Genomic DNA, 25,471 nt, shown 5'->3' with positions numbered 1-25,471 from the left:
AAAAAAAAATGCCTCTATTGGGCTTATTCCTTGCCTTTATAATAGTGTTTGATTACCCCGTTCAAAATAACTGTAATCACTATAATTAATGCCCCAATATAAAATTCAGTACTCATTTTTTCTTTTCCGCCAATGATAAAATAAGCGAGAATAATACCGTAAACTGGCTCCAAATTAGTAGTTAACATTACTGTATAAGGTGTTAATTTGCGCATAACACGAACCGAAGCAGTAAAAGCATAGGCCGTACAAATCGAAGCCAACACAAAAAGTAAAGCCCAATTATTAAAGGTAAGTACAAAGAATTCTGTTTTGAATTTTCCTTGAAAAATAAAATAAATAGAAATAAAAAAGAAGCCAGAAAGGAATTCATAAAACGTAATCACTGAGGGATCGTGTTTTGCAATTAATTTTCCGTTCATTAAGGTAAATAATACTCCTAAAATAATTGATGCCAAAGCAAAAAACACTCCATTAATATAACCGCTTTCTACTTGTAAAATCAAAGATAAACCTGCTATAATAATCAATCCAAAGAACACTTCATACCAAAGCACTTTTCTTCCATAAAAAATAGGTTCAAGCAAAGAAGCAAAAAAAGCACCTAAAGAAAATACAGAAAGTGTAATGGAAACATTCGAAATATGAATGGCTTGAAAAAAGAAAATCCAATGCAAAGCAATCAATAAACCTACAAATACTAATTGCAATAATCCACGGATTGGGATGCGAAATGATTTTTTCTTGGTCAACAAAAATAATCCTAAAAAACCGCTGGCAAAAAGCATTCGATACCAAACTAAATCATCAGCAGGAATGGTAATTAAAGCGCCTAAAATAGCTGTGAATCCCCAAATAAATACTATTAAATGAAGATTGAGGTAGCTCTTTAAATTATCGTTTTGCATTTCGTAATAAATAATAGGCTAATATCCCGAAAAGTACATTAGGCAACCAAACCGCAATCAACGGAGACATACTTGACTTCTCAGCTAATACGCCAAATATCTTATCAAAGAAGACAAAAGAAAAGGCTACAGCAATTCCGATGGCTAGATTCATTCCCATTCCGCCTCTTCGTTTCATAGCTGAAACCGAAACGGCAATAATTGTTAGAATAAACGCCGAAATTGGAATACTGAATTTTTTATAGAAAACCACCAAATACACATTGATATTAGAGGAACCCCGCTTTTTTTCTTTATTGATAAAATCATTTAATTTACCCAGACTTAAGGTTTCTGCTATGTACACCACTGGAGCTAAATCTTCTAAATCGAATTTAAACTTCATTTTCTTCTCTGGTGCTTTTTCAATTTTATCCCCTAAAGCCCCCACAGTTCTTTTGGTATAATCAAATAAAGTGTAGTTTTTTTCTTTGGGATTCCATTGAATTCTAGAAGCCGTAATTTTATAATCTAATTTTTCTTTGTTGCATTTTTCCAAAGAGAAATTGTAAGCCATTTTCGTTTCTGTATTGAAACTATTCACATAGATAAATTCGGTATCACTAATTTGTCTGTACACATCGGTATTGTCTCCTTGCATCAATTGTTTCCCTCCTGTTCTCAAATAGGTATACCTAAAATTATTAAAGCCTTCACTGGCTACGGGAACCAAATAAAAACCCATTAATAGTACAACCAACGAGATAATAGAAGCTCCAATCAAATACGGGCGCATAAATCGAGTGAAAGAAATTCCTGAACTTAGAATGGCAATAATTTCTGTATTAATGGCTAATTTAGAGGTAAACCAAATCACCGATAAAAACAAAAATATCGGGAACAACATATTGGCAAAATAAATGGTAAAATGGAAATAGTACAATAGAATTTTATCTAATGGCACCTGATTTTTAATCATCATATCCACTTTCTCTGAAACGTCAACAATAATCCCAATAGGGACAAACAATAATAGCATCACCGAAAAGGTGGCTAAATATCGCTTTAAGATGTATTTATCTATTATTGTTAATTTATTCATCGCAAAAATTATAATCTTTGACTCATATTTTTAACCATCATTTCTTTCCAAGTACGGAAATCTCCTGCTAAGATATGCTTTCTAGCTTCACGAACCAACCACATATAGAATCCTAAATTATGAATGGTCGCAATTTGTTTTCCAAGGTATTCATTGGCAGCAAACAAATGACGTAAATACGATTTTGAATATTCGGTATCTACAAAAGTGATTCCCATCTCATCAATTGGCGAAAAATCAGCTTCCCATTTTTTATTTTTAATGTTAATGGTACCATTTGCTGTAAACAACATTCCGTTTCTAGCGTTACGGGTTGGCATCACACAATCAAACATATCGATTCCTAAAGCAATGTTTTCCAAAATATTAATTGGAGTTCCCACACCCATTAAATAACGAGGTTTGTCTTCAGGAAGAATTTCGCAAACTACATCCGTCATGGCATACATTTCCTCGGCAGGTTCGCCTACTGAAAGTCCGCCAATAGCGTTTCCTTGTTGACCTGAATTCGCAATATATTCAGCTGATTGTCGTCGCAAATCTTTATAGGTACTTCCTTGAACAATTGGAAAAAAAGTTTGTTCGTAGCCGTATTTATATGGTAATTTATCCAAATGTGTGATACAACGATCCAACCAACGATGGGTCATGTGCATCGAACGTTTGGCATAATTATAATCACATGGATAAGGGGTACATTCGTCAAAAGCCATAATAATATCGGCACCAATCGTACGTTGAATTTCCATCACATTTTCAGGTGTGAAAAAATGATAGGAACCATCAATATGCGATTTGAATTTGACTCCTTCTTCTTTAATTTTTCGGTTAGAAGAAAGCGAATACACTTGGTATCCACCCGAATCCGTCAAAATATTACGATCCCAATTCATGAATTTATGCAACCCTCCCGCTTTTTCTAAAATTTCGGTTTGTGGACGCAAATACAAATGATAGGTATTCCCTAAAATAATATCGGGGTTGATATCCAATTTCAATTCTCTTTGATGTACTCCTTTAACAGAAGCAACCGTTCCAACAGGCATGAAAATTGGGGTTTCAATCACCCCGTGATCAGTAGTAATACTCCCAGCTCTCGCTTTCGATTGTGGATCTTTTTGTAATAAATCAAACTTCATATAGGCATTTTTCAGTCGGCAAAGATAGGCTAATTTGAATCCTTTTTAAAAAATTTTCCCAAATTGAATTTATAAAACCATTCAAACACTTATTTTTGCGCTATGGCAAGAAAAAATACAGACAAAATTGTCTTTCATCAAATAAAAGTCCTTGATGCTGGTGCAAAAGGCGTATCGGTAGCAAAAGCGCCCGACGGGAAAGTAGTTTTTATCCCAAATGTAGTTCCTGGAGACGTTGTGGATGTACAAACATTCAAGAAACGTAAGGCATACTACGAAGGAAAAGCCGTGAAATTTCACGAGTTTTCGGAACACCGAATCGAACCTATTTGCGAACATTTTGGAGTTTGTGGCGGTTGTAAATGGCAAAATATGAAGTATAGCCAACAATTGTTTTACAAACAAAATGAGGTCAAAAACCATTTGCAACGCATTGGAAAAATTGAACTTCCTGAATTTGAACCTATTTTAGGTTCAGAAAAACAATTCTTTTATAGAAACAAAATGGAGTTTTCATTTTCGAATAGCCGTTGGTTAACCGAAAAAGAAATTGAAAGTACCGACGATTTAGGTAATCGAAATGCGTTAGGATTTCACATTCCAAAAATGTGGGACAAAATCTTAGACATCAACAAATGCCATTTACAAGAAGACCCTTCTAATGCAATTCGCAATGAAATTAGAGCTTTTGCTAATGCCAACGGATTGACATTCTTCAACCCAAGAGCGCACGAAGGTTTGTTGCGAACCTTAATGTTGCGAACAGCTTCTACTGGGGAAATTATGGTATTGATTCAGTTTTTTGAAGATGACAAAGCCAATAGAGAATTGATTTTAGATCATATCTTTGAAAAATTTCCTCAAATTACGTCACTTCAATTTGTAGTGAACAATAAAGCAAACGACACTTTATACGACACTGATATTCAATTATACAAAGGTCGCGATTACATTTTGGAAGAAATGGAAGGTTTGAAATTTAGCATTAATGCCAAATCTTTTTACCAAACCAATTCCGATCAAGCTTACGAATTATACAAAATAACACGCGATTTTGCTGGACTTACAGGAAATGAAACTGTGTATGATTTATATACTGGAACTGGAACTATAGCACAGTTTGTGTCTAAAAACGCTAAAAAAGTAATAGGTGTAGAAAGCGTTCCGGAAGCGATTAGTGATGCTAAAGCCAATGCTAAACGCAATGAAATTAGCAATTGCGAATTCTTTGTAGGCGATATGAAAGTGGTGTTTAACGAAAGTTTCATCGCGCAACATGGCAAACCTGATGTGATTATCACCGACCCACCAAGAGACGGAATGCACAAAGATGTCATTGAGCAAATTCTAAAAATTGAACCTCAAAAAGTGGTGTATGTGAGCTGTAACTCGGCAACACAAGCACGTGACTTAGCACTTATGGACGAAAAATACAAAGTAACTCGTGTACGCCCTGTGGATATGTTTCCGCAAACACATCACGTAGAAAATGTTGTACTTTTGGAGAAACGATAATCAGATGAAAAAAGTAATCCTTCTAGTTGTAGTCCTGTTATCTGTCTTTTTGTCCGGTTGTGAGAAAGACGATATTTGTGATGCAAATACTGCAACCACTCCCCGATTGGTGCTTACTTTCTACGACATTAATAATCCTAGTGTTGTAAAGACGGTAACCAAACTAAAAGTGGTGGGAGAAGGAATGACTGATGGAATTGTTTTTAGCTCCACTGCTGTGGGTGACGCTAAATATTTAACTAGTGGAAGTACTATTTCTATTCCGTTAAAAGTGGATCAAGATATAACTACTTACAATCTGACTTTTAATTCCGGAAATACGAATCCTGCTTTAGTTTTTACTGATAAAATTCAAATTAATTACACTAGAACCAACGTATTCGTTTCAAGAGCTTGTGGTTATAAAACCATATTTACCTTAAAACCAACCAATCCTATTGTACATACTGCCGTACCAACAACAACCGACAAATGGATGCAATACATTTCAGTAGAAAAATCAAACATAGAAAATGAAAATGAAACACATCTTAAAATATTTTTCTAGTTGTTGCTTCTTGTTAGTGGTAACCTTGGCACAAGCACAAGAAAAATCTACTGTAAAAACGAATATTGAAACCGTTGCCGAAGAGCAAGCTGAAGATAGTATTCCGGTTAGAAAAGACCGTTACGGACTTCGTGTTGGTGTAGATTTATTCAAATTAACGCGTGGTTTTTACGACAAAAATTACAAGGGAGTTGAACTTACTGGCGATTTTAGATGGAATAAAAAATATTTTTTAGCCGCTGAACTTGGAAACGAAAATAAAACCACCGAAGACGACCGCTTGACCTCAACAAGTAAAGGTTCCTATTTAAAAGCAGGTTTTGATTACAACATGTACGAAAACTGGCTGGACATGGAAAATATCATCTCTGTAGGTTTACGTTATGGTTTTAGCACCTTTAGCGAAGAGTTAAATAGTTACAAAATCTACAATGCACATCCGTATTGGGGAGAATTACCTCCTATTCCTGCGAGTGAAAAATTCAATGGTTTAAGTGCGAGTTGGCTTGAGGTAGTCACCGGAATGAAAGCCAAAATGTTCAATAATGTTTTTGTGGGTTTCAGTGTGCAATTGAAAACTTTAATTACCAACAAGAAACCTGACGGATTTGATAATCTGTACATTCCTGGATTTAATAGAACCTACAACGGTAGTTTCGGGATTGGATTCAATTACAGCGTTACTTATTTTATTCCGCTATATAAAAAGAAAGTGATTACTAAATAATCTGTGGTAATTAACTAGGTGAAAACCAAAAACTACAATTCTTTTATCCCTTTTATAAAAAGCCAAGACATGAAGAGTTTCTCCCCATCTCTAGTTTTAACTGTTTGAAATTTTGGCGAAAGAATCGTTCCTACTACAAATGCAGTAAAAGGAATAAATAAACCTGTCAAATTAGTATATCTAAAAATCAAGTAGCGAAAAGAGATAAATAAGATAGCAAAGCTACCCAACTGATATAAAAAGGCTCTTAATTGTAATTTAGTCATCTGAATTAATTTTTATTTTCTACTTGAAATTTAGTTCGTTTGCTTCCTTCGTACATTTCGTATTTCACTAATCGCGCTTCTAAACTGGCATTGAACAATTTAATTTTACGTGAAGGTTTCAACCCCACAAACTTCAATGCTTCTAAATTGGCTGTAATAAACCAAGCATTCGTTCCAGGATAACTTTTTTTCAGTGTGTCGCCAATATTCTTGTAAAATTCTTCCATGTGAATGTCCAATCGTTCGTCATACGGCGGATTAAAAACCATGTGTAATTTTCCCTCTGAAGTTTTCTCAGTATCAAAAAAGTTATCTTCTGCAATACTCACATAATCTTCCAAGTTCGCATTTCGAATATTGTCTTTGGCTTTACTCACCGCACTTGGCGCCTTGTCATACCCTTTTATAGTGTAATGAAACTCTTTCACTTTTTTCATTAAGCTATTCACAATTTGGTCAAACAAATCATTGTCCCAATCGTTCCATTTTTCAAAAGCAAATTCTTTACGATTGATATTGGCTGGAATGTTACACGCAATCATTGCGGCTTCCGCCAAAAATGTTCCTGAACCACACATTGGGTCAAGAAAATCGCTTTGTCCTTCCCATCCTGAAAGCAACAAAATTCCGGCTGCTAATACTTCGTTAATTGGTGCAATATTAGTAGCCGTTCTATATCCTCGTTGGTGTAACGAATTTCCAGAAGTATCTAAAGCAACTGAAACTTGGTCTTTACCAATGTGAATGTTAATTCGTAAATCAGGATAAGCCTTGTCAATACTAGGACGTTGCCCTGTTCTTTCTCTGAATTGATCGACAATGGCATCCTTACATTTTTGGGAAACAAATTCAGAATGGTTAAAATGATCCGAATGAACGGTAGCATCAATCACAAAAGTTTGATTGGCATTCAAATATTTCGACCAATTAATTCCTGAGATTCCTTTGTACAAGGCATTTTCATTATTGGCTCTAAAAGTGTAAATCGGTTTTAATATTTTCAAAGCCGTTCGCAACGACAAATTGGCTTTGTACATAAATCCTTTGTCGCCTTTAAAACTGACCATTCGAATTCCTTGCTCCACCTCTTGTGCGCCTAAATCACGTAATTCTTTCGCTAATATCTCTTCAAAACCAAAAAAGGTTTTGGCTACCATTTTAAAATTTTCTTCCATTTTTTCGTATCAATTCAACTGCTATACTACTGTTTTAGGTTAAGCAGAAAGTAAAAAACCAACACCCGGATTTTCAATCCAAATAATATGGTTATTTTGTGCAAAAATACACTAAATTTGTGGACTTGAATTAATTGAAAAAGAATAAATGTCTGAAGATTCTAAACCAGCTGTATTAGATGCTCAAAAGCCAACTCAAAACTGGTTTGCTTCCTGGTTTGATACACCCTATTACCATATTTTATACAAGGAACGCAATTACCGTGAAGCACAAATTTTCATGGATAATTTGACACACTATCTTAATCTTCCTGAGAAAGCCAAAGTGTTGGATTTAGCTTGCGGAAAAGGGCGTCACGCGATTTACTTGAACCAATTAGGCTTTGATGTCATCGGTGCTGATTTATCAGAAAACAGTATTGCCGAAGCGAGCAAAAACAGCAATAGCAGTTTGCACTTTCAGGTGCATGATATGCGTGAAAAATTCGACAATCAATTTGATGCTATTTTCAATTTATTTACCAGTTTTGGCTATTTTGAAAACGACGCTGATAACCTGAAAACGCTAATTGCTATCAAAGAAAGCTTGACCGAACACGGTTTTGCTGTGATTGATTTTATGAATGTGAATCAAGTAATTGCCAACTTAGTTCCTGAAGAAACCAAAACGGTGGATGGGATTGATTTCCACATCAAACGCTATGTCAAAGACGGGCATATTTTCAAAGAAATTGCATTTCAAGACCAAGGCGAATCTTTTCACTTCACTGAAAAAGTACAATCCTTGACTTTGCAAGATTTTCAAGATATGATGGAAAAAGCAGGTATTTATTTATTGGATATCTTTGGAGATTATAAATTGAAGAAATTTCACAAAACCGAAAGCGAACGATTAATCATGATTTTTAAATAATGAATTATCTTTTACCCCTACTTTCTGTAGTATTAGGATACATTTTTGCTTTGGTTATCCGACCGAAAAACAAAGCGAAACTCAAATTGCTTTTAGCGTTCAGCGGTTCTTTTTTGTTGTCGCTAACCGTGATTCATTTGTTACCCGAAATTTACGAAAGTCATAATACCCGAATCGGGCTATTCATTATGATGGGTATTTTGTTCCAAATTATTTTAGAATATTTCTCTCAAGGGGCAGAACACGGTCATGTACACGGTCACTCCAAAATGGAACATATTCCTTGGCTATTATTCATCAGTCTTTGCATTCACGCCTTAGCCGAAGGATTTCCTGTAGGACACCATCACGATTTGGCCTTAGGTATTGCCATTCATCACTTACCGATTGCCATTATTTTAACAACATTTTTCATCAATTCCAATCTCGATAAAAAAGCAATTTTTCTGTTTATGATTACTTTTGCAATAATGACACCTTTAGGCACTGTAATTTCTGACTACTTGCCTATCTTGAATGCGTATTATACCGAAATCACTGCCATAGTCATTGGAATTTTGTTTCATATTTCGTCTACTATCATCTTTGAAAGTAGCGAAGGACACAAATTCAATATCGCTAAAATATCGATGATTGTATTGGGATTTGCCTTGGCGTATTTTATATAATTTTTAATGTAAATAGCCCCAGATAAAAATAAAACAAATGACTTTTACTAAAACTACAGAACAAGCCTCAAAATACGAACATTTAGAAAAAATGTCAGTACAAGAATTACTGTTCAACATCAATCAAGAAGACCAAACCGTACCATTGGCTGTGGCCAAAGCATTGCCTTCTATTGAAATCGTAGTAACTCAAATTGTGGCTAAAATGAAATTAGGAGGCCGATTGTTCTATATTGGAGCAGGAACTTCTGGTCGATTGGGAATTGTAGATGCATCCGAATGTCCTCCAACCTTTGGGGTTTCATTTGATTTGGTCAATGGAATTATCGCAGGAGGAGACAAAGCCATTCGCCGTGCAGTTGAAAATGCTGAGGATAATGCTACACAAGCTTGGATTGACTTACAAGAACATAACATCAATGCTAGTGATGTGGTAATTGGTATTGCCGCATCAGGAACAACTCCGTATGTCATTGGTGGGTTACAAGCCTGTAACGAAAATAACATCATCACTGGAAGTATCTCTTGCAATGCAGGAAGTCCGCTGTCGCAAACGGCTCAATTTCCAATTGAAGTGATCGTAGGACCTGAATTTGTAACGGGAAGTTCCCGTATGAAAGCTGGAACGGCTCAGAAATTAGTATTGAATATGATTTCTACTGCTACAATGATTCAGTTAGGGAAAGTAAAAGGAAATAAAATGGTTGATATGCAATTGAGTAATGCTAAATTAGTCGATCGTGGTGTCAAAATGATCATGAGTGAAATTCCTGTTTCATACGAAGAAGGAAGCCAACTGCTAAGCCAAATGGGAAGTGTTAGAAAAGCAGTGGACTTTTACAATTCGCAAAAACACTAAACTCATGGCTACCAACAAAGACCTTTTGGCGAAAGCCCTCAAATACTTATCGGGTGCTTTACCTTTGTTATTTCTGGGCCCTGCCGTAATACATAATGCCTTTATGAACCAAAAAAATAACTGGCATTATTTGGTTTTAGCTGTAGGAATTGGCTTGTGTATTTTTGGCGTATATTGTCTATTTATCGGACTAAAAACCATTATGAAAAGTTTATTCAACGACTAATGGAAAACCTCATCAACATCCAAAAAACATTTGAAAAAGTAGTTGTCCTCAACGGCCGAATCAATCATCGGGAATTTGAAGACTGTGTTTTTAAAAATTGTGATTTCGCGAATTCTGATTTAAGCAACAACACTTTTATAGATTGCGAATTCATTGATTGCAATTTATCTATGGTCAGTTTTATAGGAACGAGTCTAAAAACAGTTCACTTTAAAAATTGTAAATTATTAGGCATTCATTTTAATACTTGTGCTGATTTTCTATTTCAAGTGAGTTTTCAAGAATGTGTTTTAGATTATGCTTCGTTTGCCAATAAAAAAATGCCTAAAACGAATTTCATAGCTTGCTCTATGAAAGAGACCGGTTTCATTGGCACCCAATTAAACAATGCCATTTTTGACAATTGCAATTTGGACAACGCTATTTTTAATGATACCCAATTAGCAGGTGCTGATTTTCGATCAGCTTACAATTACAAAATTGACCCCGAATACAACCCGATGAAAAAAGCAAAATTTTCCACTCAAGGTATTGTGGGACTTTTAGATAAATATGATATCAAAATAGAATAATTATGCAAAAAATACTTGGCTTACTTTCGGTTCTATTAGTAGTATCTTGTTACAACACCGAATACAACTGCAAAGACTTCAAAACAGGAAAATTCAAATTTGAACACGAAGTAGACGGCGTAAAAAAAGTCACTTTTTTCGAACGCAATGACAGCATCGAAATCGAAACTTTTGAAGGAAAAAGAGATACTGCAATTGTACGTTGGATAAGCGATTGTGAATATGTATTGCGTAAAAAACACCCAAAAAACAATCAAGAAAAAAGTGCGATTAGCATGAAGATTTTGACTACCTCAAAAAATTCCTATACCTTTGAATTTGGAATGGTAGGCGTAGATACGAAACAACGTGGAACTGTTACTAAAATTGGAGAAATCAACACCAAATAAACCCAACTAAAATGGAAGTATTTTTAAATCCAGATGCATGGATAGCGCTTTTAACCTTAACCTTTCTAGAAATTGTATTAGGAATTGACAATATCATTTTCATTTCTATAGCTACCGGGAAACTACCTCTAGAAAAGCGTAAAAAAGCCACGAAATTAGGTATGTTTTTAGCTATGTTTATGCGTATTGCGCTTTTATTTGGAATCAATTTATTAATCCAAATGAAAGAACCTTGGTTTCATATTGAATTAAGTTGGTTCTCTGCGGGAATAACTGGGCAAAGTATTATTTTATTGTTAGGAGGTTTGTTCTTAATTTACAAAAGCACGAATGAAATCCGTGAGAAAGTAGATGAAAAAGGGGAAGAAGAAAAAGACATCAAAGAAGCAGCTACGAAATCCTTTCAAAACGTGATTTTACAAATCATTATGATTGATTTAGTATTCTCTTTTGACAGTATTTTAACGGCTGTGGGGATGACTAATGGTGTCGAAGGCGCTTTGTATATTATGATTACGGCGGTAGTGATTTCAGTATTTATTATGATGCAATTTGCAGTTCCAGTTGGAAGTTTCGTAAATAAACATCCTTCGATACAAATTTTAGGATTGGCTTTCTTAATCCTAATTGGAATGATGTTACTTACCGAAAGTGCGCATTTATCTGACGCTTTAATCTTCGGAAATCATGTAACACCACTACCTAAAGGGTATTTGTATTTTGCCATTACTTTCTCTTTAGTGGTAGAAATGATTAATATGAAAATCAAGAAAAAATAATCTTGTCTTTATCAATAAAAAAAGCTCCTGAAAAGGAGCTTTTTTTATGCTTAATCTAAACTCAAAGTAATTTGACCATCGTCATCTGTATCAGTTGGAATGTCTTCCAATTCACCTAATTCTTCTGAAGTTGACTCTTCCACTTCTTCTTCAGGTTCTTCATAAGGCAAAGACTCTAGTAGATTCACTTGTTTTAGCTTATCAGTCGTCAATTGATTACCAATAGCCTTAATTCCTTTTACAGCGATGAATTGTTCCAAATCAATGGTTTGATTCTCTTTTTGAACACCTTTCACTTTGGTAAAAACAATTTCTGCCATTGGACGCCAATCTGTTGAAACAATTTCTAATTGTGATTTTTCGTGTTCGGTAATGAACAATTCTTCTTTGTTTTCATTCTCTACCAAGAAACGTTTCACAAAATAACGTTCTTTTTCTCCGTCATAATAAATGGTAGAAATAGGTTTCTTTGGATTCCATTTTTCTAATACAATCATGTCTTCGTCAAAATGTGTAGTCAACTCTGGAATTATCGTTTTTAGTTTACCCGTTTGATTGATAATCAATAAGCGATCATTCGGTTTGAATTCCCCTAACAACTCTCCTCTACCATCTACATTCAATCGTTGAACTGTATCGTCAAACCAAACTTTTCTTGGTCGTAAAGTCGAAATTCCTTTCTCCTTCAACTCGATTTTCTTAATTGGATATTTAGAAACGGTATTTCCTCTCGAAGCACGTCCTTTAATCGCGATATCAGAGAAATCAACATCCCATTTTAATTTTTTTACACTTCCTACCTGACGCAATAAAATAGTCACAACCTCAGCTTCTCCATTTGGATTAGCTGAAAAATACAAGACCATTGATCCTGCATTTTCTTGCGTTAAATCATAGAATTTATCACGAGTTACTCCCGAAACATTGAAACGCTTGATAAAGGTAGAACCATTTTTACCATCGCGATACATCATGTTATAAATGGTACGTTTGTCGTTTTTGTCAAACACCGCAATATGAATAATGTCCTTACCTATAAATTTCTTTTCATCCACTTTGGTAATCATCATTTTTCCATCGCGAAGGAAAACTATCACATCATCAATATCCGAACAATCGGCAACGTATTCGTCTTTTTTAAGCCCTGTTCCTAAGAATCCTTCTTCTCTATTGACATACAATTTGGTGTTACGTAAAACTACTTTTGTGGCTTCAATTGTATCAAAACTACGCAACTCAGTTTGGCGTTCACGCCCCTTACCATATTTGTCTTTTAGTTTTTGGAAAAAGTCAATGGTAAAGTCGATAATGTTATCCAAATGATGTTTCACTTCTTCCATTTCAGCTTCCAACTTCGCAATAGCATCATCGGCTTTATCCGAGTCAAAACGTGTAATACGAATCATTGGAATTTGCGTCAATTTTTGCAAATCGTCATCGTTTGTTTCACGAACAAAGGATTTTTTGAAAGGTTCAAATCGGTCATACATATATTTGTATAACGATTCTCTGTCTCCATACAATTTGAAATCAATGTACATTTCTTCGCGAATGAAGATTTTTTCTAGTGTAGAGAAATGCCATTTGTTTTCCAATTCGTCCAATTGGATTTCCAATTCCCGTTTCAACAAATCAACCGTGCGATGGGTTGAAATTTTCAACATTTCGGAAACACCAATAAACAATGGTTTATTATCTTCAATAACACAACCTAAAGGCGCTACTGAAGTTTCACAAGCTGTAAATGCGTACAACGCATCAATCATTTTATCTGGTGAAACTCCTGGCGGAAGGTGAATCAAAATTTCTACCTCAGCAGCCGTGTTATCTTCAATTTTCTTGATTTTGATTTTCCCTTTTTCATTCGCTTTCAAAATACTATCAATCAAAGTTGAAGTATTAGTTGAAAATGGAATTTGAGTAATCACCAACGTTTGTTTGTCTAATTGAGCAATTTTGGCACGAACTCTCACTCGTCCACCACGCAAACCATCATTGTAATTAGAAACATCTGCAATACCCGCTGTTGGAAAATCTGGATATAGTGTGAATGATTTACCCTTCAATACTTTGATAGAGCAATCAATTAATTCATTGAAATTATGAGGTAAAATTTTGGTCGAAAGACCTACCGCAATTCCCTCTGCTCCTTGTGCTAACAATAATGGGAACTTTACAGGCAGATTGATAGGCTCAGCTCTACGACCGTCATACGACATTCCCCATTGGGTAATTTTAGGCGAATATAAAATATCATGTCCTAACTTACTGATTCGGGCTTCGATATAACGAGAAGCTGCTGCACTATCCCCTGTAAGAATGTTACCCCAGTTTCCTTGCATATCGATAATCAAATCCTTTTGACCTATTTGCACCATGGCATCACCAATACTCGCATCTCCGTGTGGATGATACTGCATGGTATGTCCAACAATATTGGCAACTTTATTGTATCGACCGTCATCCAACTCTTTCATAGAGTGCATGATACGGCGTTGTACAGGTTTGAAACCGTCTTCAATAGCAGGAACGGCACGCTCCAAGATTACATACGAAGCATAGTCCAAAAACCAGTCTTTGTACATTCCTGTAACTTTAGTAATCGTATCTTCGGGGTTTTCATTATTTTCATAAAAATGATTTCCACCAAAAGAAACGATGTCGTCAAAGCCTTCTTCGTTTTCGTTTGCTGTTGTTTCCAAAGAATCGTTGGTCTCGTCTTCGTTTGGAATGATGTTATCTTCTTCTTCGTCTTTCATTTATGCTGAATTATTTTCAGTATTTTTTTATTTCTCCACTACGTCTAATTCCACCTTCAAATTATTGATGATGAACGTTTGACGATCAGGTGTGTTTTTACCCATATAAAACTCCAATAGTGTTTCAATTGAGGTTGCTTTGTCTAACATTACAGGATCCAATCGAATGTCTGCTCCAATAAAGTGCTTGAATTCGTCTGGCGAAATCTCCCCTAACCCCTTGAATCGGGTGATTTCTGGTTTTGGTTTTAATTTTTCAATGGCATTCACGCGTTCTTCTTCACTGTAACAATAAATGGTTTCTTTCTTGTTACGAACACGGAACAAAGGTGTTTGCAAAATATACAAATGGCCGTCTTTGATTAGCTCCGGAAAAAATTGCAAGAAAAACGTAATTAACAACAAGCGAATGTGCATTCCATCGACATCGGCATCGGTAGCAATTACGATATTGTTGTAACGCAAATCTTCCATGGATTCCTCGATGTCCAGAGCCGCTTGAAGTAAATTAAATTCTTCGTTTTCGTACACAATTTTCTTCGTCATTCCATACGAATTCAACGGCTTACCACGCAAACTAAATACTGCTTGAGTATTCACATCGCGCGATTTAGTAATAGAACCTGAAGCCGAATCCCCCTCAGTAATAAACAAAGTACTTTCTAAATAACGTGGATTTTTAATATCGGGCAAATGCACGCGACAATCACGCAATTTTTTATTGTGTAAACTTGATTTTTTAGCACGGTCTTTGGCTAATTTTCGAATACCTGACAATTCTTTACGCTCTCTTTCTGCTTGTAAAATCTTACGTAACAATAAATCAGCAACTTCTGGATTTTTGTGCAAGAAGTTATCCAATTTGGTCGTAATAAAATCATGAACAAACGTACGAACTGTTGGCCCATTCGGACCAATATCTGTAGAACCTAATTTGGTTTTAGTCTGACTTTCAAAAACTGGCTCTTCTACTTTGATCGAAACTGCCGAAACAATTGATTTTCGAATATCAGAAGCTTCAAAACCTTTGTTGTAATACTCCCGAATGGTTTTTACCACCGCTTCTCTAAAAGCGTTCAGGTGCGTTCCTCCTTGAGTCGTGTTTTGTCCGTTGACAAACGAATGGTATTCTTCTGAATATTGCGATTTACTATGCGTTAATGCAATTTCAATATCTTCACCTATCAAGTGAATAATTGGATAGACCGAATCTTCTTCAGTAATAGTTTCTTCTAACAAATCTTTCAATCCGTTATCCGAATAGTATTTTTCGCCGTTGTAATAAATGGTTAAACCCGTGTTGAGGTAACAATAGTTCTTCAACATTTTTACCACATACTCGTTACGGTATTTGTAGTTTTTAAAAATCTGCTCGTCAGCAATAAAGGCTACTTTAGTTCCTTTACGTTTGGTTGATTCTTGCACTTCTTCTTCCAAAACTAAATTCCCCGCCGAGAATTCTGCTGCTTTTTGTTGGTTGTCACGAACCGATTCTACACGAAAGTAATTCGACAGCGCGTTTACCGCTTTGGTACCTACTCCATTCAAACCTACCGATTTCTTGAAGGCTTTAGAATCGTATTTACCTCCTGTATTCATTTTGGAAACTACATCTACCACTTTACCCAATGGAATTCCACGACCGTAATCGCGAACGGTGACCATCTTGTCTTTAATAGTGACCTCTATAGTTTTCCCAGCACCCATGACAAACTCATCGATGCAGTTGTCTAGTACTTCCTTGAGTAAGATATAAATACCATCATCTGGCGAAGAACCGTCACCCAGTTTCCCAATGTACATACCGGGACGCATACGGATGTGTTCCTTCCAGTCGAGCGAACGAATATTATCTTCGTTGTATTGATTTTGTTCGGACATTTTAAAAAGTATCGATTTGGTGCTAATGTAAGCTAATTTGACAAAAATTAAAACAAGCCTAAGTCAAAGTTATTAAGAATGATATTGACAATACTAAGTACGATTTACGAGGTACGATTTACGAAGCAGAGAAACAAAAAAACCGCTAAATTACTTTAGCGGTTTTATTACTATAATTTGATTGACTACACGTTAAATCTAAAGTGCATTACATCACCATCTTTTACTACATATTCCTTTCCTTCCACCTTGAATTTACCTGCTTCTTTACATTTTGCTTCCGAACCATAGTGAATGAAATCTTCATACGAAATTACCTCCGCACGAATGAATCCTTTTTCAAAATCAGTATGAATAACTCCCGCAGCTTGTGGTGCAGTAGCCCCAATATTGATAGTCCAAGCACGCACTTCTTTCACACCAGCTGTAAAATACGTTTGTTGTTTCAATAATTTATAAGCCGCACGAATCAAAACTGACGAACCCGGTTCAGTCAACCCCATGTCTTCTAAGAACACTTGGCGCTCTTCGTAGCTTTCTAATTCATTAATATCCGCTTCAGCACCTACAGAAAGAATAATCACTTCAGCATCTTCGTCTTTTACTAATTCACGAACCTGATCTACATACTTGTTTCCGTTTACCGCTGAATTTTCATCTACATTACACACGTACAATACAGGTTTATTAGTAATTAACTGAAAACTTTCCATTAATTCCTCCTCATCCTGATTAGCTGGAACAACCGTTCTAGCTGATTTTGCTTGCAATAAAGCTTCGCGAATTCTGTTTAATAACGATTGCTCTGCTTGCGCTTCTTTATTTCCGGTTTTAGCGGCACGATTTACTTTTTCCAAGCGTTTCTCAACCGTTTCTAAATCTTTTAATTGCAATTCGATATCAATTGTTTCTTTATCACGAATCGGGTTTACATTACCATCTACGTGAACAATATTATCATTATCAAAACAACGTAAAACGTGGATAATTGCATTACATTCTCTAATATTTCCCAAGAACTGATTTCCTAAACCTTCTCCTTTACTTGCCCCTTTTACCAATCCCGCAATATCAACAATATCAACCGTTGCCATTTGTACGCGTTCTGGTTTTACTAATTCTTCTAGCTTAGCCATTCTCGAATCAGGAACATTTACTACACCAATATTAGGTTCAATAGTACAAAACGGAAAGTTGGCACTTTGCGCTTTGGCATTAGACAAACAATTAAATAAAGTTGATTTTCCAACATTTGGTAATCCTACAATTCCTGCTTTCATGATAATTTTATTTTCAAATAGTGGTCAACAACCACAAAATTTTGCAATTCCTTTTTTAAAGTGTGCAAATATAGAATTAAAAAAAGTTTCGTTAAACAAAAACATAGAATTCTTACATTCTTTATAAAATTCGCACTAAAACAGGAATTCCACTTACTATTATTCACAAAATTAGTATCTTGCACCCGATTTAAACCAAATAAAAACCAAACCAAATTTATTTATGAAAAAGTACAGCTTACTTTTATTGTTATTCAATTTGACTTGTCTGTTTGCTCAGGAAAACACCAATTCTAAAGCACAAGAATTAAAAGAAGTTCAAATTGTAGGTTCTAGAAATACGAAAAGAACAGTAGTGAATTCTGCTGTACCTATTGACGTTATCAACGTTAAAGATGTAACCACACAAAGTGGTAAATTAGAAATCAACGAATTATTACAATACGTTGCACCTTCATTTAATGCCAACAAACAATCAGGTTCTGATGGAGCCGATCACGTAGATCCAGCTTCTTTAAGAGGTATGGGACCTGACCAAACTTTGGTTTTAATTAATGGTAAAAGAAGACACCAATCTTCATTAATCAATTTATTTGGAACAAGAGGTCGTGGAAATACAGGAACAGATTTGAATGCTATCCCTGCTTCTGCAATTAAAAGAATCGAAATTTTGAGAGATGGAGCAGCTGCACAATACGGTTCAGATGCCATTGCTGGAGTTATTAATATTGTATTAAATGACAATATTGACCAATTGACAGGAGCTGTAACTTATGGAGCGTTCAACACCAATGCTCAAGGTAACTTTTTACCAGGAACGACCAATACTAAAAATTACTTTTTGGATCAAAACGGAAATGGGAATACAGTTGGAAAATACAAAAATTTTGACGGACAATCTCTAAAAGTAAGTGCTAATTACGGTACTGCTTTGGGTAAAAAAGGAGGTTTTGTAAACTTCACTGGAGAATACCTAAATAAAGAAAAAACATTACGTCCTGGATATGATTTCAGAAAAGGTTTTGGAGAAGCAGGAATTCAAGGTTTCAATTTCTTCGGAAATATGGTATTACCTGTTTCTGACAAATCAGAATTTTATGCTTTTGGAGGAAGAAATTACAGAGACACTGATGCTTACGCATTTACAAGAAATGATGGAGAAAGAGTGGTAGAATCAATTTATCCTGGAGGTTATACCCCAAGAATTACTTCTAAAATTATTGATAATTCAGTTGCAGCTGGTTTTAGAACTAAAACAGCAAGTGGATGGAAAATTGATTTAAGTAATACTTTCGGAAAAAACCTTTTCCACTATTACATTAAAGGAACACTTAATGCTTCATTACAAGGAGCTTCTCCTACTCAATTTGATGCAGGTGGACATAGCTTAAGTCAAAACACGACTAATTTAGATTTCTCTAAAAACTATGATTCTGTATTAAATGGAATGAACTTAGCTTTTGGAGCAGAATTCAGAACAGAACAATTTGGCATTTTTGCTGGAGAAGTTGGTTCTTATGCTACTTACGACACTCACGGTTTACCTATCACAAATCCTTTGACTCAAACAGCACCGGTAGATCCAATTTCAGGAGAATTAAGACCTGGAGGTTCACAAGGTTTTCCTGGTTATAGTCCTGCTAACGAAGTAAAGAAAAATCGTAGCAATGTATCTTTATATACTGATGCTGAATTTGACGTTACTAAAAGTTTGTTAGTAAGTACTGCGGTTCGTTATGAAAATTACAGTGATTTTGGAAGCACTTTAAACGGAAAAATTGCTGCTCGCTTGAAAGCTACTGACAATATCAACTTCAGAGGGTCATTAAGCACAGGATTTAGAGCGCCTTCATTGGCACAAGTATATTACAACTTACACTTTACTAACTTTAGTTCTGCTGGAGCTACCGAAGTACTTCTTGCTCCAAATGACAGCCCTGTAACTCAGGCTTTCGGAATTAAAAAATTGAACGAAGAAAAAGCGGTAAACGGATCTTTAGGCGTAACTGCTAATTTTGGAGCATTTACAGCTACTGTTGATGGCTACTTTATTAATGTAAAAGACAGAATCGTATTAACAGGTTATTTCGATGCTTCTGCATTAAACCTTGGAGTTTCTGCAGCTCAATTTTTCACCAATGCAGTAGATACTAAAACAGCAGGTGTTGATTTAGTATTAGCTTGGAAAAAAACAATTGGTGAGTCAAGATTTGGCGCTACTTTAGTAGGTAACATCAATGACATGTCAATTACTAATGTTAAAAATGGTGTTTAGATGAAGGTACTTTCTTTGGAAAAAGAGAAAAAGCATTCTTATTGGCTTCTGCTCCAAAAAGCAAATTTGGTTTGAACTTGAATTACTCAAGAAAAAAATTAGATGCTGGTATGGCTTTCACTCGTTTCAGCAAAGTAGTATTATATGATTATGCTGATGAAGAAGATGTGTATTCTGCAAAAGTAGTTACTGATTTGACTGTTGGATACAAATTATCTAAACAATTAAAATTAAGTGTTGGAGCTAACAATTTGTTTAACATCTATCCAGACAAACAAGATGAGCAAGGAAATACTGAAGCTGGTGGATACTGGGATGCTGTTCAAATGGGATTCAGCGGAGCGTATTACTATACTAGATTAGGATTTACATTCTAATACAATACTTTACAAACAAAAAAATCCTGAGCAAATGCTCAGGATTTTTTTTATACTTAAATTTTTTTTAACCTATTCGTTGTGTAAAAAAGCTTGTCTGTTCAACAATGTTTCTTCAGACTCAACGTGATTTTCATCAGGAATACAACAATCTACTGGACAAACCGCAGCACATTGTGGCTCATCGTGGAATCCTTTACATTCAGTACATTTTCCAGGAACGATATAATACACATCATCAGAAATTGGGGTTTGAGCCGCATCTGAATCAACTTCTGTACCATCAGGTAAAATTACTTTACCACTTAGTTTTGTTCCGTCTTTATATCTCCAGTCATCAGCTCCTTCGTAAATTGCAGTATTTGGACATTCTGGTTCACAAGCCCCACAATTGATACATTCATCTGTAATTATAATTGCCATATTTTCTAGTCTTAAAGTTTGAAAGTCTAAAGTCTTCGATTTGTCTTTTGACTTTCGGCTTATTTATCCTTATTTTTGTGCAAAATTACAATCAAAACCATTCATAAACAAACATTATGGACTTAGAAACAAAAAAAAATGTTTTTGTTACATTAGGACGCTTTTTAAATCAGTTCAATGAAGGCAATTCTACCAAGGATTCTAGCGTCCTGCATAATGATTTGTTTTTTGATAATTTTGAACAATTAATTCAATTGTCCCAATCTCATAACGGTTGGTACACTCCTGAGCAAGTCTATTTCTCAATACAATCTTGGGCAAAAGCCTTAACGGCAGAAAATCTGAACCAATGGACTTCATCCTATGATTTTACTTCAACCGAATCCAAAACCATTGCATTGATTCTGGCTGGAAATATTCCTTTAGTAGGATTTCACGATTTTATATCCGTTTTAATTTCGGGTCACAATGTTTTGGTAAAAACCTCATCAGACGACCAACACTTATTGCCATTTTTAGCCCAATATCTTATTGCAATTGAACCCGAATTGGCTAGTAAAATCACATTTATTGATGGGAAATTAGAAAATTTTGATGCCGTAATTGCCACAGGAAGCAACAATACAGCGCGTTATTTTGAATATTATTTCAAAGACAAACCTTCAATTATTCGAAAAAACAGAAACTCAATTGCAGTACTAAACGGAAAAGAAACTAAAGAACAGCTCATCGCTTTGGGAGAAGATATTTTTCGCTATTTCGGTTTAGGTTGCCGTAATGTATCTAAAATTTTTGTACCAAAAGGATACTCTTTTGATGCTTTTTTTGAAGCTATTTTTGAATACCAAGATGTAATTCATTACGAGAAATATGCTAACAATTACGATTACAATAAAGCGGTGTTTTTGATGAGTAATTACAAGTTATTAGACAACGGATTTTTGACTTTAAAAGAAGATTCAAGTCACGCTTCTCCTATTTCGAGCGTGTTTTACGAGTACTACGATGAACTTGCCGATGTGGAGAAAAGGATAGCTACTGAGTCAGACAAAATTCAATGTGTTGTAAGTGCCAATTTGGTTAAAAATAGCATCCCATTTGGACAGACACAACGGCCGCAATTATGGGATTATGCTGACAACGTCGATACTATTTCGTTTTCGTTAACAATAAAGTAAAAAATTGTTTAAATATTTCTGATTATTTAACGGTTTTTAAAGTCTGATTCCCGAAATTTGCACTTTTAAAATTTGGAACAAACAACAACCATGAAAAAACACAACTACAGCGCAGGACCTTGTATCTTACCACAAGAAGTTTTTGAAAAATCAGCACAAGCTATCTTAGATTTCAATAATTCAGGTTTATCTATTTTGGAAATATCGCACAGAAGCAAAGATTTTGTTGCGGTAATGGATGAAGCTAGAGCATTAGTTCTTGAATTATTAGGTTTAGAAGGCAAAGGATACCAAGCCCTTTTTCTTGCTGGAGGAGCTAGTTTAGAATTCTTGATGGTTCCTTACAACTTGATGAAAGAAAACGGAAAAGCAGCGTATTTAGATTCAGGTACTTGGGCATCAGCCGCTATCAAAGAATCGAAATTTTTTGGAGAAACTGTTGTTGTGGCTTCATCAAAAGAACAAAATTATAACAACGTACCTAAAGGATATACTATTCCTGCTGACGCAGATTATTTCCACTGTACAAGTAACAATACTATTTTTGGAACTCAAATGAAAGAATTCCCTACTACTAACATTCCTGTAGTATGCGATATGAGTTCTGATATTTTTTCACGTCAATTGGACTTTACTAAATTTGATATCATCTATGCTGGAGCTCAAAAAAATATGGGCCCTGCTGGAACAACTTTAGTAGTTATCAAAGAAGAAATTCTAGGTAAAAACGGACGAGAAATTCCAAGTATGTTAGATTATGCTAAACACATTAAAGCAGAAAGTATGTACAATACACCACCTGTTTTTCCAGTGTACGCTTCTTTACTAACATTGCAATGGTTGAAAAAACTAGGAGGAATTGCCGCTATCGAAAAAATCAACAATGCTAAAGCTGAATTGCTTTATAACGAAATTGACAGAAACCCATTATTCAAAGGAGCAGCAGTTGTTGAAGATCGTTCTAACATGAATGCTACTTTCTTATTGAATAACCCAGAACATGCACCAATTTTTGACGCAATGTGGAAAGAAGCTGGAATCTCTGGATTGCCAGGACATCGTTCAGTAGGTGGTTACAGAGCTTCTATGTACAATGCCATGCCAATTGAAAGCGTTCAAGTTTTAGTTGACGTAATGCAAGCTTTAGAAAAAGCAGTATAAAAATAAACAATTTATCAATTTGAGGATGAGATTACTTCATTCCTCGCAATGAAATAAACACAATGAAAGTATTAGCAAATGACGGAATTTCTAAAAGCGGAATTCAAGCATTAGAAAAAGGTGGATTTGAAGTGATTACTACTAAAGTAGCACAAGAACAAGTGGCTAACTTTATTAACGAAAATAACGTAAGTGTTATCTTGGTTCGTAGTGCAACTAAAGTACGTAAAGATATTATCGATGCTTGTCCTGGTATCAAAATCATCGGTCGAGGTGGTGTTGGTATGGATAATATTGATGTAGAGTATGCTAAAAGCAAAGGAATCAGCGTAATCAATACACCAGCTTCTTCATCAGAATCAGTTGCTGAATTGGTTTTTGGTCATTTATTTAATGGAGTTCGTTTTTTACACGACTCTAACAGAAATATGCCTTTAGAAGGTGATTCTAATTTTGAAGGTTTGAAAAAAGCATACGCTAACGGAACTGAATTAAGAGGTAAAACTTTAGGTATTGTGGGAATTGGTCGTATTGGTCAAGCTACCGCAAAAATGGCGCTTGGTTTAGGAATGAAAGTAATTGCTGCTGATAGCTTTATTGACAAAGTAGATGTAAAAGTAGAATTCTTTGACGGTCAATCAGTAACGACTACTATCGTTTCTCAATCTTTAGAGTCCTTGTTTAAAGAAGCTGACTTTATCTCATTACACGTTCCTGCTCAAAACGGATACATCATCTCAAAAGCTGAATTGGCAATAATGAAAGATGGTGTTGGTATCGTTAACTGTGCACGTGGTGGAGTAATTGACGAAATTGCTTTAATCGATGCTTTAGATAGTGGAAAAGTTGGATTTGCTGGATTAGACGTTTTTGAAAGCGAACCAAAACCAGAAATGAAAATCCTTATGCACCCAAAAATCTCTTTGACTCCCCACATTGGAGCAGCTACAGGAGAAGCACAAGATAGAATTGGAACTGAATTAGCACAACAAATCATCAGTATTTTAGGTTAATTTTTTCAAAAAATAGAACTGAAAAGGATGTCTGAAAAAGACATCCTTTTTTTTATGCTTGCTTTATTCCTAAAATGATAACTTTGTAACGCTTTAGACAATCATAATGAAAAAATTAAAACAGCGTTGGGGTGTGCAATCTAATTTCCAACTCAGTATCATTTTTATCGTTTTTGCAATAACCGGTTCGGCCTCAGCTATGGTTTCGAAACCCGTATGTCTTTGGCTAGGTATCACTAAAGATGATTTTGGATTTTTCTTCACTCCTATTCGACTACTTTTGATATTTCCATTGTACCAAGTCCTTTTAGTCAGTATCGGATTTCTTTTTGGTCAATTTGCGTTCTTTTGGAAATTCGAAAAAAAATTGCTTCACCAAATTGGCTTAGGTTTTTTATTGAAAGAAAAATAATCTCACACCAAATTCTTTAACTGAATTTTTAATTTGGATAACCAAAAATCTTTGTTTCTTTGTAAAAACAAGTTTCAGATGATACAAGCGAAAAAACTTCATAAATTTTACGACCAATTAGAAGTACTAAAAGGAGTAGATTTACACATTCAAAAAGGAGAAATCGTTTCTATAGTTGGAGCTTCGGGAGCAGGAAAAACTACTTTACTACAATTATTAGGTACTTTAGATCAACCTTCTGTACAAGAAGGGACGGAGTTGTTCATCAATGGAGAAAATGTATTGACAATGAACGACAAAACCTTATCTAAATTTAGAAATTTGAACCTGGGTTTTATCTTTCAATTCCATCAATTACTACCTGAATTCACCGCTTTAGAAAATGTGTGCATTCCTGCTTTTATTGCCAATAAAAACAAACAAGAAACCGAAACTGAAGCGAAAAAATTACTCAATTACCTAGGTCTTTCGCACCGTATTAACCATAAACCCAATGCGCTTTCGGGTGGAGAACAACAACGTGTAGCAGTAGCACGAGCTTTAATTAATAAACCCGATGTAATTTTTGCTGACGAACCTTCTGGAAACCTCGACACGCATTCGGCAGAAAATTTACATCAATTGTTTTTTCAATTGCGTGATGAATTTGGACAAACCTTTGTCATAGTAACACACAACGAAGACTTAGCTAATATGGCGGATCGAAAATTAATTATGGTAGACGGACAAATTAGTAATTCGTAATTGCAAAATTATTTCTTTTTTTACCACATAGAAACATAGTCAAAATTATACTGAAAGAATAAGATAGACGTTACACTATTCACATAATAACTATGTGGAAAATAGAACTATTTCTATCCCTTCTTTTGAATCTAATACATCTATGTATCTATGTGGTTAAATTTTATTAATATCTGTAATATTTACTAATAATCTAAATTACTC

Annotated in this window: 24 protein-coding genes and 1 pseudogene; 16 read left to right on the top strand and 9 right to left on the bottom strand. The window is 35.1% G+C overall.

Annotated elements, in window-relative coordinates:
- Positions 1-23: 23 nt before the first annotated feature.
- The 3 genes from RMR09_RS06300 to tgt are packed head-to-tail and all read right to left on the bottom strand — an operon-like array spanning position 24 to position 3,128.
- Positions 24-908 carry a DMT family transporter gene (locus RMR09_RS06300; protein ID WP_310594950.1) on the bottom strand — a complete coding sequence of 295 codons (885 nt, stop codon included), beginning with the start codon at positions 906-908 and terminating at the stop codon, positions 24-26.
- Complete coding sequence (locus tag RMR09_RS06295; RefSeq protein ID WP_310594949.1) at positions 895-1,989, bottom strand: LptF/LptG family permease; 1,095 nt, start codon at positions 1,987-1,989, stop codon at positions 895-897. Before RMR09_RS06295 ends, RMR09_RS06300 begins: the two co-directional genes overlap by 14 nt.
- Before the next feature lie 8 nt (positions 1,990-1,997).
- Positions 1,998-3,128 carry a tRNA guanosine(34) transglycosylase Tgt gene (gene tgt, locus RMR09_RS06290; protein ID WP_310594948.1) on the bottom strand — a complete coding sequence of 377 codons (1,131 nt, stop codon included), beginning with the start codon at positions 3,126-3,128 and terminating at the stop codon, positions 1,998-2,000.
- Between the two features lie 102 nt (positions 3,129-3,230).
- Here tgt and rlmD point away from each other — a divergent pair, with 102 nt between their 5' ends.
- Genes rlmD through RMR09_RS06275 form a run of 3 tightly spaced genes read left to right on the top strand, consistent with a single transcriptional unit; the run spans position 3,231 to position 5,917 of the window.
- On the top strand, positions 3,231-4,643 hold the full coding sequence (rlmD, locus tag RMR09_RS06285) for a 23S rRNA (uracil(1939)-C(5))-methyltransferase RlmD (protein WP_310594947.1): 1,413 nt from the start codon (positions 3,231-3,233) through the stop codon (positions 4,641-4,643).
- A 4-nt stretch (positions 4,644-4,647) separates the two neighbouring features.
- A complete protein-coding gene (locus tag RMR09_RS06280; protein ID WP_310594946.1) occupies positions 4,648-5,190 on the top strand; it encodes a DUF6452 family protein in 543 nt (180 codons plus the stop codon).
- The gene (locus RMR09_RS06275; RefSeq protein WP_310594945.1) at positions 5,162-5,917 is read left to right on the top strand and encodes a DUF6048 family protein; all 756 of its coding nucleotides are present in this window, start codon (positions 5,162-5,164) and stop codon (positions 5,915-5,917) included. The genes RMR09_RS06280 and RMR09_RS06275 overlap by 29 nt, the downstream gene beginning before the upstream one ends.
- Before the next feature lie 32 nt (positions 5,918-5,949).
- Here the strand turns inward: RMR09_RS06275 and RMR09_RS06270 are convergent, their stop codons facing one another.
- Both RMR09_RS06270 and RMR09_RS06265 read right to left on the bottom strand, forming a co-directional pair.
- Positions 5,950-6,183, bottom strand: a complete 234-nt coding sequence (locus RMR09_RS06270; protein WP_310594944.1) for a hypothetical protein — start codon at positions 6,181-6,183, stop codon at positions 5,950-5,952.
- Between the two features lie 5 nt (positions 6,184-6,188).
- Positions 6,189-7,358: a THUMP domain-containing protein gene (locus RMR09_RS06265; RefSeq protein ID WP_310594943.1), complete on the bottom strand. Its 1,170-nt coding sequence runs from the start codon at positions 7,356-7,358 to the stop codon at positions 6,189-6,191.
- Positions 7,359-7,506: 148 nt separating this feature from the next.
- Here RMR09_RS06265 and RMR09_RS06260 point away from each other — a divergent pair, with 148 nt between their 5' ends.
- Genes RMR09_RS06260 through RMR09_RS06230 form a run of 7 tightly spaced genes read left to right on the top strand, consistent with a single transcriptional unit; the run spans position 7,507 to position 11,764 of the window.
- Positions 7,507-8,271, top strand: a complete 765-nt coding sequence (locus tag RMR09_RS06260; RefSeq protein ID WP_310594942.1) for a class I SAM-dependent methyltransferase — start codon at positions 7,507-7,509, stop codon at positions 8,269-8,271.
- Complete coding sequence (locus RMR09_RS06255) at positions 8,271-8,939, top strand: ZIP family metal transporter (protein ID WP_310594941.1); 669 nt, start codon at positions 8,271-8,273, stop codon at positions 8,937-8,939. Before RMR09_RS06260 ends, RMR09_RS06255 begins: the two co-directional genes overlap by 1 nt.
- A 37-nt stretch (positions 8,940-8,976) precedes the next feature.
- Positions 8,977-9,798, top strand: coding sequence for an N-acetylmuramic acid 6-phosphate etherase (gene murQ, locus RMR09_RS06250; RefSeq protein WP_310594940.1), 822 nt, complete (start codon positions 8,977-8,979; stop codon positions 9,796-9,798).
- A gap of 4 nt (positions 9,799-9,802) precedes the next feature.
- Complete coding sequence (locus tag RMR09_RS06245; RefSeq protein WP_310594939.1) at positions 9,803-10,024, top strand: DUF6095 family protein; 222 nt, start codon at positions 9,803-9,805, stop codon at positions 10,022-10,024.
- A complete protein-coding gene (locus tag RMR09_RS06240; RefSeq protein ID WP_310594938.1) occupies positions 10,024-10,596 on the top strand; it encodes a pentapeptide repeat-containing protein in 573 nt (190 codons plus the stop codon). The genes RMR09_RS06245 and RMR09_RS06240 overlap by 1 nt, the downstream gene beginning before the upstream one ends.
- A 2-nt stretch (positions 10,597-10,598) precedes the next feature.
- Positions 10,599-10,985: a DNA topoisomerase IV gene (locus tag RMR09_RS06235; protein WP_310594937.1), complete on the top strand. Its 387-nt coding sequence runs from the start codon at positions 10,599-10,601 to the stop codon at positions 10,983-10,985.
- Between the two features lie 11 nt (positions 10,986-10,996).
- Positions 10,997-11,764 carry a TerC family protein gene (locus RMR09_RS06230; RefSeq protein ID WP_310594936.1) on the top strand — a complete coding sequence of 256 codons (768 nt, stop codon included), beginning with the start codon at positions 10,997-10,999 and terminating at the stop codon, positions 11,762-11,764.
- A 50-nt stretch (positions 11,765-11,814) separates the two neighbouring features.
- On the opposite strand, the gene RMR09_RS06225 is transcribed toward RMR09_RS06230, so the two are convergent.
- The 3 genes from RMR09_RS06225 to ychF form a co-directional block, all read right to left on the bottom strand.
- Positions 11,815-14,523, bottom strand: coding sequence for a DNA gyrase/topoisomerase IV subunit A (locus RMR09_RS06225; protein WP_310594935.1), 2,709 nt, complete (start codon positions 14,521-14,523; stop codon positions 11,815-11,817).
- A 27-nt stretch (positions 14,524-14,550) separates the two neighbouring features.
- Entirely contained in the window at positions 14,551-16,404 is a 1,854-nt protein-coding gene (locus RMR09_RS06220) for a DNA topoisomerase IV subunit B (RefSeq protein ID WP_310594934.1), read from the bottom strand.
- Positions 16,405-16,589: 185 nt separating this feature from the next.
- The gene (ychF, locus tag RMR09_RS06215) at positions 16,590-17,684 is read right to left on the bottom strand and encodes a redox-regulated ATPase YchF (protein ID WP_310594933.1); all 1,095 of its coding nucleotides are present in this window, start codon (positions 17,682-17,684) and stop codon (positions 16,590-16,592) included.
- A 223-nt stretch (positions 17,685-17,907) separates the two neighbouring features.
- Between ychF and RMR09_RS06210 the strand changes: the two are divergent.
- Positions 17,908-20,336: pseudogene (locus RMR09_RS06210) on the top strand (TonB-dependent receptor plug domain-containing protein).
- 72 nt (positions 20,337-20,408) lie between these two features.
- Here the strand turns inward: RMR09_RS06210 and RMR09_RS06205 are convergent.
- Complete coding sequence (locus tag RMR09_RS06205) at positions 20,409-20,759, bottom strand: 4Fe-4S dicluster domain-containing protein (protein ID WP_310594932.1); 351 nt, start codon at positions 20,757-20,759, stop codon at positions 20,409-20,411.
- 116 nt (positions 20,760-20,875) lie between these two features.
- Between RMR09_RS06205 and RMR09_RS06200 the strand changes: the two genes are divergently transcribed.
- The 5 genes from RMR09_RS06200 to RMR09_RS06180 all read left to right on the top strand — a co-directional run bounded on the left by RMR09_RS06200 (position 20,876) and on the right by RMR09_RS06180 (position 25,267).
- The gene (locus RMR09_RS06200; RefSeq protein ID WP_310594931.1) at positions 20,876-21,937 is read left to right on the top strand and encodes an acyl-CoA reductase; all 1,062 of its coding nucleotides are present in this window, start codon (positions 20,876-20,878) and stop codon (positions 21,935-21,937) included.
- Between the two features lie 90 nt (positions 21,938-22,027).
- Entirely contained in the window at positions 22,028-23,098 is a 1,071-nt protein-coding gene (gene serC / locus RMR09_RS06195; RefSeq protein ID WP_310594930.1) for a 3-phosphoserine/phosphohydroxythreonine transaminase, read from the top strand.
- Between the two features lie 62 nt (positions 23,099-23,160).
- Entirely contained in the window at positions 23,161-24,111 is a 951-nt protein-coding gene (locus RMR09_RS06190; RefSeq protein ID WP_310594929.1) for a D-2-hydroxyacid dehydrogenase, read from the top strand.
- 106 nt (positions 24,112-24,217) lie between these two features.
- Positions 24,218-24,523, top strand: coding sequence for a DUF6787 family protein (locus RMR09_RS06185; RefSeq protein WP_310594928.1), 306 nt, complete (start codon positions 24,218-24,220; stop codon positions 24,521-24,523).
- A 78-nt stretch (positions 24,524-24,601) separates the two neighbouring features.
- Positions 24,602-25,267 (top strand): ABC transporter ATP-binding protein, encoded by a 666-nt coding sequence (locus RMR09_RS06180; RefSeq protein ID WP_310594927.1) that lies wholly within the window; start codon positions 24,602-24,604, stop codon positions 25,265-25,267.
- The last annotated feature ends 204 nt before the right edge of the window (positions 25,268-25,471 follow it).

It is taken from the genome of Flavobacterium sp., from assembly GCF_031537875.1.
Classification (GTDB): Bacteria; Bacteroidota; Bacteroidia; order Flavobacteriales; family Flavobacteriaceae; genus Flavobacterium.
This window is presented reverse-complemented; position numbering and strand designations above follow the sequence as displayed.

What these genes read in the sequence shown, in the direction of transcription:
- RMR09_RS06180 (WP_310594927.1), top strand. Translation starts at nt 24,602, where the DNA reads ATGATACAAGCGAAAAAACTTCATAAATTTTACGACCAATTAGAAGTA.
- RMR09_RS06185 (WP_310594928.1), top strand. Translation starts at nt 24,218, where the DNA reads ATGAAAAAATTAAAACAGCGTTGGGGTGTGCAATCTAATTTCCAACTC.
- RMR09_RS06300 (WP_310594950.1), bottom strand. Translation starts at nt 908, where the DNA reads ATGCAAAACGATAATTTAAAGAGCTACCTCAATCTTCATTTAATAGTA.
- RMR09_RS06280 (WP_310594946.1), top strand. Translation starts at nt 4,648, where the DNA reads ATGAAAAAAGTAATCCTTCTAGTTGTAGTCCTGTTATCTGTCTTTTTG.
- RMR09_RS06275 (WP_310594945.1), top strand. Translation starts at nt 5,162, where the DNA reads ATGAAACACATCTTAAAATATTTTTCTAGTTGTTGCTTCTTGTTAGTG.
- RMR09_RS06240 (WP_310594938.1), top strand. Translation starts at nt 10,024, where the DNA reads ATGGAAAACCTCATCAACATCCAAAAAACATTTGAAAAAGTAGTTGTC.
- RMR09_RS06205 (WP_310594932.1), bottom strand. Translation starts at nt 20,759, where the DNA reads ATGGCAATTATAATTACAGATGAATGTATCAATTGTGGGGCTTGTGAA.
- RMR09_RS06270 (WP_310594944.1), bottom strand. Translation starts at nt 6,183, where the DNA reads ATGACTAAATTACAATTAAGAGCCTTTTTATATCAGTTGGGTAGCTTT.
- RMR09_RS06220 (WP_310594934.1), bottom strand. Translation starts at nt 16,404, where the DNA reads ATGTCCGAACAAAATCAATACAACGAAGATAATATTCGTTCGCTCGAC.
- RMR09_RS06230 (WP_310594936.1), top strand. Translation starts at nt 10,997, where the DNA reads ATGGAAGTATTTTTAAATCCAGATGCATGGATAGCGCTTTTAACCTTA.
- RMR09_RS06225 (WP_310594935.1), bottom strand. Translation starts at nt 14,523, where the DNA reads ATGAAAGACGAAGAAGAAGATAACATCATTCCAAACGAAGACGAGACC.
- RMR09_RS06260 (WP_310594942.1), top strand. Translation starts at nt 7,507, where the DNA reads ATGTCTGAAGATTCTAAACCAGCTGTATTAGATGCTCAAAAGCCAACT.
- murQ (WP_310594940.1), top strand. Translation starts at nt 8,977, where the DNA reads ATGACTTTTACTAAAACTACAGAACAAGCCTCAAAATACGAACATTTA.
- RMR09_RS06190 (WP_310594929.1), top strand. Translation starts at nt 23,161, where the DNA reads ATGAAAGTATTAGCAAATGACGGAATTTCTAAAAGCGGAATTCAAGCA.
- RMR09_RS06200 (WP_310594931.1), top strand. Translation starts at nt 20,876, where the DNA reads ATGGACTTAGAAACAAAAAAAAATGTTTTTGTTACATTAGGACGCTTT.
- RMR09_RS06265 (WP_310594943.1), bottom strand. Translation starts at nt 7,358, where the DNA reads ATGGAAGAAAATTTTAAAATGGTAGCCAAAACCTTTTTTGGTTTTGAA.
- RMR09_RS06255 (WP_310594941.1), top strand. Translation starts at nt 8,271, where the DNA reads ATGAATTATCTTTTACCCCTACTTTCTGTAGTATTAGGATACATTTTT.
- rlmD (WP_310594947.1), top strand. Translation starts at nt 3,231, where the DNA reads ATGGCAAGAAAAAATACAGACAAAATTGTCTTTCATCAAATAAAAGTC.
- serC (WP_310594930.1), top strand. Translation starts at nt 22,028, where the DNA reads ATGAAAAAACACAACTACAGCGCAGGACCTTGTATCTTACCACAAGAA.
- RMR09_RS06295 (WP_310594949.1), bottom strand. Translation starts at nt 1,989, where the DNA reads ATGAATAAATTAACAATAATAGATAAATACATCTTAAAGCGATATTTA.
- RMR09_RS06235 (WP_310594937.1), top strand. Translation starts at nt 10,599, where the DNA reads ATGCAAAAAATACTTGGCTTACTTTCGGTTCTATTAGTAGTATCTTGT.
- RMR09_RS06245 (WP_310594939.1), top strand. Translation starts at nt 9,803, where the DNA reads ATGGCTACCAACAAAGACCTTTTGGCGAAAGCCCTCAAATACTTATCG.
- tgt (WP_310594948.1), bottom strand. Translation starts at nt 3,128, where the DNA reads ATGAAGTTTGATTTATTACAAAAAGATCCACAATCGAAAGCGAGAGCT.
- ychF (WP_310594933.1), bottom strand. Translation starts at nt 17,684, where the DNA reads ATGAAAGCAGGAATTGTAGGATTACCAAATGTTGGAAAATCAACTTTA.